Source organism: Mesorhizobium sp. M1E.F.Ca.ET.063.01.1.1 (assembly GCF_003998155.1).
Classification (GTDB): Bacteria; Pseudomonadota; Alphaproteobacteria; order Rhizobiales; family Rhizobiaceae; genus Mesorhizobium.
This window is the reverse complement of sequence record NZ_RZSC01000598.1, coordinates 1-3,660: the sequence shown is the minus strand read 5'-3', so window position 1 is coordinate 3,660 and position 3,660 is coordinate 1. Positions and strand designations below refer to the sequence as shown.

General features: G+C 61.6%; 4 protein-coding genes. 2 read left to right on the top strand and 2 right to left on the bottom strand.

All coding sequences use genetic code 11. The features are described from left to right. Both EOA29_RS28855 and EOA29_RS28850 read left to right on the top strand, forming a co-directional pair. A partial coding sequence (locus EOA29_RS28855) for a zinc-binding dehydrogenase (protein WP_127221944.1) occupies positions 1-785 on the top strand: 785 nt, incomplete at its 5' end. A 2-nt stretch (positions 786-787) separates the two neighbouring features. After that, a complete protein-coding gene (locus EOA29_RS28850; protein ID WP_126093331.1) occupies positions 788-1,777 on the top strand; it encodes a lipid A biosynthesis lauroyl acyltransferase in 990 nt (329 codons plus the stop codon). A gap of 149 nt (positions 1,778-1,926) precedes the next feature. On the opposite strand, the gene EOA29_RS28845 is transcribed toward EOA29_RS28850, so the two are convergent. Together EOA29_RS28845 and EOA29_RS28840 are read right to left on the bottom strand one after the other, a co-directional pair. Continuing rightward, on the bottom strand, positions 1,927-2,766 hold the full coding sequence (locus EOA29_RS28845) for a hypothetical protein (RefSeq protein ID WP_126093330.1): 840 nt from the start codon (positions 2,764-2,766) through the stop codon (positions 1,927-1,929). A 201-nt stretch (positions 2,767-2,967) separates the two neighbouring features. Beyond that, positions 2,968-3,399, bottom strand: coding sequence for a L,D-transpeptidase (locus tag EOA29_RS28840; RefSeq protein ID WP_126093329.1), 432 nt, complete (start codon positions 3,397-3,399; stop codon positions 2,968-2,970). Positions 3,400-3,660: the final 261 nt, after the last annotated feature.

Below are 3,660 nucleotides of genomic sequence, written 5' to 3'. Positions count from 1 at the left end.
AGTTGGTGTCGATCTATGGCGCGCGCACCTGCGGGCTCTGCCGCGCCTGCCGCGAAGGCCGCGACAATCTCTGCGAGCATGTTTCCGGCGTCCACGGCTTCCATCTCGACGGCTTCGCGCAGGAGAAGATCAACCTGCCGGCCCGCCTGCTGGTGTCTGCGCCGCCCGGCGTGTCTGAGATCGGCGCCGCGGTCGCCCCCGTCACCTTCGGCACGGTCGAGCACATGCTGTTCGACAATGCCAGACTCGAGCCCGGCGAGACCATCCTTGTCCATGCCGGCGGCTCCGGCATCGGCACCGCCGCCATCCAATTGGCCAAGCGCATGGGTTGCACCGTGATCACCACCGTCGGGTCGAACGACAAGATCGACAAGGCGAAGGCGCTCGGCGCCGACAATGTCATCAACTACCGCGAGGACCGTTTCGAAGGCGTCGTGCGCAAGCTGACCAAGAAGAAGGGCGTCGACGTCGTCTTCGAGCACGTCGGCGCCGATACCTTTGCCGGCTCGATGCTGTGCTTGAAGCGCGGCGGCCGTCTCGTCACCTGCGGCTCGACCTCGGGCGTGTCGACGCAGGTCAATCTGATGCAGCTTTTCCAGCAGCAACTGAAGCTGCTCGGCTCCTTCGGCTGCCGCATGGAGAACATGGCCGACGCCATGCAGAAAATGGCGGCCGGACTCGTCTCCCCCGTGATCGATACCGAAGTCGGCTTCGACGACATCGACGCCGCGCTGAAGCGCATGGAAGGCCGCGACGTCTTCGGCAAGATCATCCTGCGCGTTTAAAGATGGTCGGCAAGGTGCTCAAGAAAGCCCGCCGGGACTTCATGTTCCGCTATGGCCGGCGGTTGCGCCAGATGGAGCACTGGCTGGTGGCGCGGCTGGCCATGGCGATGATCGGTCTGCTGCGTCTCTTGCCGCCGGACAGCGCGCTCAACTTCGCCGACCGAGTCGCCCGCCGCATCGGGCCGCTGGTCGGACGGCATCGGGTGGCCGTCAGCAATCTGCGCCTCGCCTATCCGGAAAAGAGCGATGCCGAGATCGAGGCCATCGCATCCGACATGTGGGGCAACATGGCCCGGCTGGCGGCCGAGTACATCTTCCTCGACGCCCTCTTCGATTTCGACCCGAACGCCGCCAAGCCGGGTCGGGTCGAGGTTCGCGGCATCGACCATTTCGTCGAGATCGCCGGCGAGAAGAAGCCGCATATCCTGTTCACCGGCCATCTCGGCAATTTCGAGTTGCTGCCGGTGGCGGCCGCCACCTTCGGCATGAACATCACGGCGCTCTTTCGCCCGCCCAACAATCCCTACCTTGCCGACTATATCCACTCGACACGCCGCTCGACGATGGGCGGCCTGCTGCCCTCCTCGACCGGCGCGTCATTTGCTCTCGCCGCCATTCTGGAGAAGGGTGGCACCATCGGCGTGCTGGTCGACCAGAAATTCACGGACGGCGTCGAAACGACTTTCTTCGGCCGTCCCTGCCAGAGCAACCCGGTGTTGGGTATGCTTGCCCGCCACTATGAGTGCGATGTCTATCCGGCCCGCTGTGTCAGGTTGCCGGGCAACCGGTTCCGCCTTGAAATCGAGGACAAGCTCATCTTGCCGCGCACCGAAGGCGGCAGCGTCGATGTTCATGCCACCACACAGCTTCTCGCCGACGTCGTCGAGCGTTGGGTGCGCGAGGATCCCGGACAGTGGATGTGGTTCCACAAGCGCTGGGAGATGAGCGGCCGCCGCCGCAAACGGCGTGGGCAGGCCAGAGAGGTCAGCTGAGCCTTCGGGCGGCATCAGGCGCTCAGCGCCGTTCTCCGGCTTGATCAACCCAGCCCGGGCACAACAGCGCCGATGTCTGCACAAGGAAAAGCCGCGAAGATCACGCTTCGCGGCTTTGATCCAGGCTAGCTGAACTGGCCGAGCAATTCCTAGAGGAACGGTATCGTTAGGTTGGGCCGATAGGTATCCATGGTCGCGCCATTGCGGTCTTCGGAGAGCAATGTATCCGAACCGAAGCTTGCCCGCAGCCCGATCACATATTTGTGGACGTTTACGCTGCCCGATGCTTCGGAGAAAGTCAGGTGGTCCAGCTGATAGCGGCCAAACACCGACCAAGGGGTCCCCGAGAACCGGTAGGTAGCCTGCAATGCCGCCGTGACGGTGTCGAAATGCTCGCCAAAGCCGGACAGCCGCGAGAAGCCGAGTTCACCGTCGAAACGCAGATCGTCCTGCGCGAAATACCGCACGATCCCACGGCCGCCCCAATTGTCGAAATGTTCGGACTCGCCGCTGGCCCGCAACTGTCCGTAGTAGACCTGGCCGTAAACCGTCACGTTGCCGAAATAGGCTTGGGCTTCGGGACCTACCGTGAAGGTATAGAGATCTTCGTCGCCAAACTCATCGCCGCCATATCCGGTGATCGTCGCAAATCCGCCCAGCGCATAGCTGCTTGGATCGCGCCAGTAGCCATGGATGGCGCCGCCGTAGCTGTAGATGTTGGTGCCTTCGATCCAAATCGAATCGATAACGGCGTCGGTCTGGATGTTCCAGCGGGCATCGATCGGGAAATTGATCCGAGCGGCGCCACCGGCAGTGGTGCCGTTTGCATCGTCCCCGGGAGTCGCGAAATAGATTCCGCCGAGATATACCTCCCCGTAGCCGGAGATATGCGGTTGTGCGAGTTCCTGGTCCAAAACGACTGGCGCATCGGCAGCAAAAGCCGAAGTTGCGGTTGCCGCGATCGCGGCGCCCAAAAGGAATCGATACATCATAGTTCCCCAAGCCGTCAGAATTGACGCGTCTCGCTTACCATTGCCGCGTAGTGAAGGCCAGCTTACGCAATAGTGAAGGCAGCATAAGCTGTTGTTTTTCTAAGTATGTGAGGCTTTGCTGCAACGCTCCGAAAAGGGGCAGGCGCGCAGGCAGCAATTTCTGCCTGCGACCATCGGCGAACCTCTCCCGGCCCGTTTTCAGTCGGTCACGACGATCCGCGTGTTGCCGTAGCCGACTTCCTTCACCATCGAATAGAAGGTCGCCGCGTTGGCCGTATGCAGGCGCACGCAGCCATGTGAGGCTGGGCGTCCGAGATACCTCACTGCGCCCGTGCCGTGGATGGCATAACCGCCGCGGAAAAACACCGAATAGGGCATCGGCGACATCTCGTATTTGCGCGAGTACCACATCCGGGCTGTCCATTGCGGCCTATAGCTGCCGCGCGGCGTGAAGTAGCCCTTGCGCGCCGTCGACACGCTCCAACGATAAAGCACCTGGCCGTATTTGCTGACGGTCATCGTCTGCGACGACACGTCGATGTTGGCGACCAGCGAGGCCGCCCGACTTGCGATCGGCGTGCCGAGCAACGTGCTCGCCAGCACGGCTGCCATGAGAACGGACTTTTTCATGCGATCAAACCCCTTCGATTGCCCCTTGCCGTCACGCGGTTTTTTTCCATCATTTTGCCCGCAGGTGCGTTAAATACCACACACTCGTTGACGAATCCGCCAATCCGATGCTGCGAATTTGAACGATTTTCCCGCCATGGTTGCCGGTGCGGCACGCACTCTCGACGGTTTAACCCGTTGAGCCTGCCCTGATCATTGTTTGGCTCCGATTATTGTTTGACCCGATTATTGTTTGACGGCGAGCCAGAGGCCGCTTGCAAA

Coding starts and splice junctions, on each gene's coding strand:
- EOA29_RS28845 (WP_126093330.1), bottom strand. CDS start 2,766: ATGTATCGATTCCTTTTGGGCGCCGCGATCGCGGCAACCGCAACTTCG.
- EOA29_RS28840 (WP_126093329.1), bottom strand. CDS start 3,399: ATGAAAAAGTCCGTTCTCATGGCAGCCGTGCTGGCGAGCACGTTGCTC.
- EOA29_RS28850 (WP_126093331.1), top strand. CDS start 788: ATGGTCGGCAAGGTGCTCAAGAAAGCCCGCCGGGACTTCATGTTCCGC.